General features: G+C 56.0%; 3 protein-coding genes and 1 pseudogene. 1 reads left to right on the forward strand and 3 read right to left on the reverse strand.

What is annotated here, in order from left to right; genetic code table 11:
• Together JE47_RS0119320 and gatA are read right to left on the reverse strand one after the other, a co-directional pair.
• Positions 1–308, reverse strand: a pseudogene (locus tag JE47_RS0119320) (hypothetical protein); the annotation flags it as partial.
• Between the two features lie 367 nt (positions 309–675).
• Positions 676–2,139, reverse strand: a complete 1,464-nt coding sequence (gatA, locus tag JE47_RS0119325; RefSeq protein WP_031461319.1) for an Asp-tRNA(Asn)/Glu-tRNA(Gln) amidotransferase subunit GatA — start codon at positions 2,137–2,139, stop codon at positions 676–678.
• 25 nt (positions 2,140–2,164) lie between these two features.
• On the opposite strand from gatA, the gene JE47_RS0119330 reads away from it, so the two are divergent.
• Complete coding sequence (locus JE47_RS0119330) at positions 2,165–4,891, forward strand: clostripain-related cysteine peptidase (protein ID WP_031461320.1); 2,727 nt, start codon at positions 2,165–2,167, stop codon at positions 4,889–4,891.
• A 38-nt stretch (positions 4,892–4,929) separates the two neighbouring features.
• Here JE47_RS0119330 and JE47_RS0119335 read toward each other — a convergent pair.
• On the reverse strand, positions 4,930–5,737 hold an 808-nt coding region (locus JE47_RS0119335), incomplete at its 5' end, for an ABC transporter ATP-binding protein (RefSeq protein WP_031461321.1).

A 5,737-nucleotide genomic window follows, 5' to 3' on the forward strand; every position in this document is an offset into this window, starting at 1 on the left:
TCGCCAACAAGTTGGGCCTGCGTTGTCTGCAATTGATGAATCTTGACCGCCTGATCGGTCGCTACCATTTGCAACGTCTGCATACCGGTGCTGGCCTGGCGAATCTGCTGTGGCGTTGTCAGATCAACACCCACCCAGTAGAGGAAGCCACCTGCAACGGTCAGAGTCAATGCGACCGCAATGATCAGCGTGAATAACCAGCCGATGAATCCGGTGATCTGGCGAAGGCAACTTCGTGGTTGTGAGCCTGGCGGTTTAAGTGATTGAGTAACAGTTGGTGGGACTTGATTCGGTTCAGGTTGACTCATTGCGTATCTCATCAGTATCAGCACGGAGATACCTTATTGTACCATGCCTCACAACAGATTCCGACATTCCCTATTTCCCTGGGAGTGCAGACCGCTAGTCCGCAGGTTCGGCGCCTGACAACGCATGGTGTGGCGCATCAGCACATTATTTCCCCCAAGCGTGGTTGAAAAGAGGGGGAAATATCCCTCCTGTACGCTGACCAACAGGTGTTCCGTGAGAGGGTATCGCTATAAGTGGGTTGGGAACCCGTTGCTGCTGCGCTCGCTCCAATGTTATCACTTTGGTCGGGTAGGGCGAACATTGAGTTGGGGATTCGTTGCTACCACTGATCCCGCAACTTCTCGCTCCTACCCGCTATCGCTGTGTCTATGCAGGCAGATCAGGGCGATAGGTGTGCCATTCAGTCGCACGCTGATAGGCATCACCAACGCGCAGCAGGGTTGCCTCATCAAAAGGTCGCCCGATCAATTGAAGACCTACCGGTAGTCCTTCACTGAACCCGCAAGGTACTACCAGTGCCGGCACACCGGCCAGATTGATCGGCAGCGTACAGACATCGCTCAGATACATCGCTAGCGGATCGTTGATCTTTTGACCGATAGGGAAAGCGACCGTCGGTGAGGTGGGGGTTGCCAGGACATCAACTTCCGCGAACACGTGCTCGAAGTCACGTTTGATGAGTGTGCGTACCTGCTGGGCGCGACGGTAGTAAGCGTCATAGTAGCCGGCTGAAAGCGCATACGTACCGAGCATAATACGTCGTCGTACTTCCGGGCCGAAACCCTGGCCCCGTGTCTGCTCGATCTGTTCCCACATCGTTTCACCCTCAGCACGGAAGCCATAGCGCACTCCGTCAAATCGGGCCAGATTCGCACTAGCTTCAGCGGGTGCGATGATGTAGTATGTAGGTAAGGCATATCTGGTGTGCGGGAGCGAGACCTCTACCAGCGTGGCACCTAGCTCGCGCAGCACCTCAATGGCCGTGCGGGTCGCAGCTTCGACACCCGGTTCCATTCCTTCAACGAAGTACTCACGGGGAATACCGATACGCAACCCGCGAATATCACCGGTAAGGGCCGTCGTGTAATCGGGGGGAGCGATGGGCGCACTGGTACCATCACGCGGATCGTGCCCGGCAATCACATTCATTAGCAACGCTAGATCGGCGACCGTCCAGGCCATTGGCCCGATCTGGTCGAGTGATGAGCCGTAAGCGATCAGACCGTAGCGGCTGACCCGGCCATACGTTGGCTTGAGACCACTGATGCCGCAGAGTGCGGCCGGTTGGCGGATCGAGCCGCCAGTGTCGGTTCCCAAGGTGGCCGGTACCTGTCCGGCAGCGACGGCTGCTGCACTACCGCCGCTACTACCGCCAGGAACCCGCGTCCGATCCCACGGATTGGTCGTGATCTGGTAAGCACTGTTTTCGGTGCTTGAACCCATCGCGAACTCGTCGCAGTTGAGTTTCCCGATCAACACGGCACCGGCAGCCAGGAGTCGTTCGATAACAGTGGCATTATAAGGTGGGCGAAACCCCGCCAGAATGCGTGAACCAGCAGTGGTTGGGATACCATTGGTGCAAATAACATCCTTGATTGCAATCGGGATGCCGTCAAGCGGGCCGAGTGATCGACCTTGACGACGTCGTTCATCGGCGGCTCGTGCCGCATCCAGAGCAGTCTCTGGTGTGAGATGCAGAAATGCACGAATCAGAGGTTCGGTAGCGTTGATCCGCGCAAGACAGGCTTCAGTAAGTGCTACCGCCGTGAGGTCGCCAGCAGCGAGCGCTGCGTGTGCGGCGGTGACAGTGAGATGATGTAATTCGGTCATATCGCCTCCAGTGGAGTTGTGGCGCATGGTCGCTCTATTGTACCAGACTTCAAGCCGATCGGTTGCGTTCTGGGTACGTTGGATCGGTGTATTTGCTTGCATGATGCTGGTAATGGTCGGTTGGTCTTCACCGCTTGCAGCCGTGAGCACCGAGCCACCACCTACCCCTAGTAATTTGATTTGTACTGATGTGATCGAGGACTCAACGATCAGTCGGCCACGGTCGTCGTCGCCATGGCAAGCGGTACGAAACGAAGTACTCTTCACAACCGCCAGTGCCCGTGTGTTTTCTGCACCGCAGGCGATTTATCTGATCGAAGATGACGATGGTGATGGCGATGGTAGTACAGATGTTGATGCGTTTAGGCAACGGTTTACCGTTCCCTCGGCGGCTGAACAGATCATTGGTACGATCCGCTACCGAATTGTACCAGGTGCTCTCGGCCCGAACGATACGGTGACGATTGCCCTCAATGTGCCTGATGATCCGACACCGGCAGGGCGTGTCTTTGCAGTAGATATTCCACTGACCGGAAAAGCCGATGGCAATTGGCGGAGTTTCTCCTGGGCGGCGACCGATATTACACCCCTCGTTGAGCAGGGGGCTGCACAGTTAATCGTAACGATGCGGGGTGTTAATGATGGTACAGGGCTGGCGATCTCGTTCGATGACATTGAAGTGCAGCTTTGTTCGCGAAACCTTGCTACCCTTAGTGGTCGCGTTACCCAAAGCAATCGTGAGTCGCCCGATTTGCGCGATGTTCAGATTTTGCTCGTGCGCTCCGATACAACTAGTCGGAGTGTCGTTGCAACAGCTCAGGTAGTAGCTACCGATGACGGGTTTCGTTATCAGTTCAGCGTGCCACCTCTGTCTGCTGGTGCAGCATACCAGGTCTGGTTTGTCAATCAACCACTGACCAACCGTCGTGATGGACAACGGTTGAGCGTGTTGGCAGGGCCGGTCGTTACTGAGTTAGCGGCTGGTGATGAGAGAACCGATCTCGACTTGGAACTCAGTTCACCTCGCCTGCTTGATCCGCAACCCAATGCCCGGCTAGTCTTGAACGATGATTCGCCGGTGCGCTTCCTGTTTGAGCCGCGATCAATTGATGGTGAAGAGTATCAGATATGTCTCTACGACCCAACCCTGTTCATCCCTGAAACCGGCTTGCCATCCCAGTGGTGTAGTCCGCCTTTAACTGCTGCTGAGCCATACGTCGATCTCGTTCCTTCCATTGTAGATACCATGCCCCTGCGCTATGGTCATCCTTACCGCTGGTATGTTAAGGTTCTGGATCGGCGGGGGACAGAAACCCTGCCGGCGTATGGCTACAGCTTTGCTGAGCGCACAATCACGTTTCTTTCGGCGCCGGCTTCGCTACCGGTGCAGGTGATTGACAATGAAGGGTTGCCTGCTGGCGCCGATCCGGTGCGTTGGACAATCCTGATCTATGTTGCTGCCGATAACGCGCTTGGCGATCCGTTACGTACCAGCGTCGTGGCCCGGCCTGATTTCGAGTTAGAACGCTTGCGTACACTGGCGGCTGCCTATCCCGATTTTTCAATTGTGACCTTCTACGATGCTTATGGGATCACCGGAGGTCAAATTTGTGCATTCCGGGGTAGCTCAGTCGATTGTCGGCGCCAGTTTGAACCGAACAGTGCCGAACCGGCTACCCTCCGTGAATTTGTGCGGTTTGGTTTAAGCGAATTTCCGGCTGCGCGTACTATGCTGATCCTGGTTGGTCCAGCTCATCCAGCTTTTGGTTTTGGCAGTGATGAGTCGGTCGCCGCTACGCCAGCAATGGCTATTACCGATCTCGGTGTTGCGCTGCGCGAGGCAACAATAGCCGCCGAAAAGCGGATCGATCTGGTGCTCTTCCAGGCACCGTTGATGGCGAACCTAAACACGGCGCTGGCGCTGGCGCCGTCAGCCGATTATCTGGTTGCTCCGCCCGGCAATATCTGGCGCACAGCCTGGATTCACCGCGTGCTTAGCCGATTAACGGCAAGTGATGGCGACAATCCTCGTGCAGTTGCCGTTGATCTTCCTACGATCTATAGTAACGCTGTGCGCTCAGATGGTGTGTTGCGCGAATACGCTTTGACGGCACTTGATCTGGATCGCGCCGATGAGGTGCGGTCAGCGCGTGATGATCTCGCTACTGCATTGCAGCAAATTTGGAATGAGCGCGCAGCCGTCATTCAGTTATCGTTACTGGAAGTGCGATCCAGGAGTACGGTGTACGATAGTTCTGGGAATGGCCTGGCCGATGCTATCCCCGATCCTACCGGTCAACGCTGGTCGGTGCCCGAAGATGCCTTTGTCGATCTGGGTGATTTCACAGCGGCGCTGGCCAATGCACCGGCACTCCAGAATAGTAATCTAGCCGCAGTACGTACCGCGACCATCAATCTTTCCAATGCGCTGGGAGGGAGTACGCCGCTCGTGTTGGCAACCCGACGCAACGCCGCCGGAGAGGTTGGTATCCCCTCGCTCCCGCCCGGCGCGGGTCTCGCCGAGTTTTTCCCTCATCGCTCACTGTTCGGTACGCAGCCGGTGCTGGTTGATTCGCTGTTGTACCGTGGGCAAACCGATCCCTGGAGCGGATTTATCCGTTCCTGGCTGGCAAGCGATCTTCCGGTCGGTATTGGTGGCGTTACTACAGCACCATCTGGTGGTATTGCCTTTCCACTGATAACCGGTCTCCCAATAGCGTATGATCGCTATCTGCCAATCATTTCCCGCTGATTCGCGATGTGACGGTCACATGTGCCTCAAGACCGGCTTCATGAGACCGTCTCTACACCGCTGGCGAATTGCTGTTGATACAGCTCATAGTATGCGCCACGCTGGGCCAGCAGTTCGTGATGAGTACCGCGTTCGACAATTTGGCCATTTTTCACCATCAGCACCAGATCGGCATTACGAATGGTACTCAGCCGGTGGGCGATCACAAAACTCGTTCGTCCTGCCAGTAACTGGTCAAAGGCCCGCTGAATGATCCGTTCCGTTCGGGTGTCAACACTGCTGGTAGCTTCATCGAGGATCAGAATACGAGGGTTGGCCAGCGCAGCACGGGCAATTGCGATCAACTGGCGCTGTCCTTGACTGAGACCGGTGCCCCGTTCGCCAAGCACGGTTTGGTACCCCTCGGGTAGACGCTCGATAAACTCGTGGGCGCCAACCAGTTGGGCTGCTGCGATGACTTCATCATCGGTCGCTGTGAGTCGGCCATAGCGGATATTGTTCATCACCGTATCGGCGAACAAGAAGGTGTCTTGCAGCACAATACCGATCTGGGAACGCAGGCTGGCACTCGTTACGTTACGCACATCGTGACCATCAATCGTCACCGCTCCGGCGCTTACGTCGTAGAACCGTGGGATCAGATTGACCAGCGTTGTTTTACCGGCACCGGTAGGCCCAACGATGGCAATAGTCTGACCTGGTTCAGCAACGAAACTCACATCACGCAGGACCGGCTCACCCGGCTTATATTCTGCCCATACCCGGTCAAAGACCACTCGTCCTTTGATCGGTGGTAACGGATAGGCCTGCGGCGCATCAACCAGGTCGGGCTTGACATCAAGCAAA

This window comes from Chloroflexus sp. MS-G, from assembly GCF_000735195.1.
In the GTDB taxonomy this organism is placed as follows: Bacteria; Chloroflexota; Chloroflexia; order Chloroflexales; family Chloroflexaceae; genus Chloroflexus.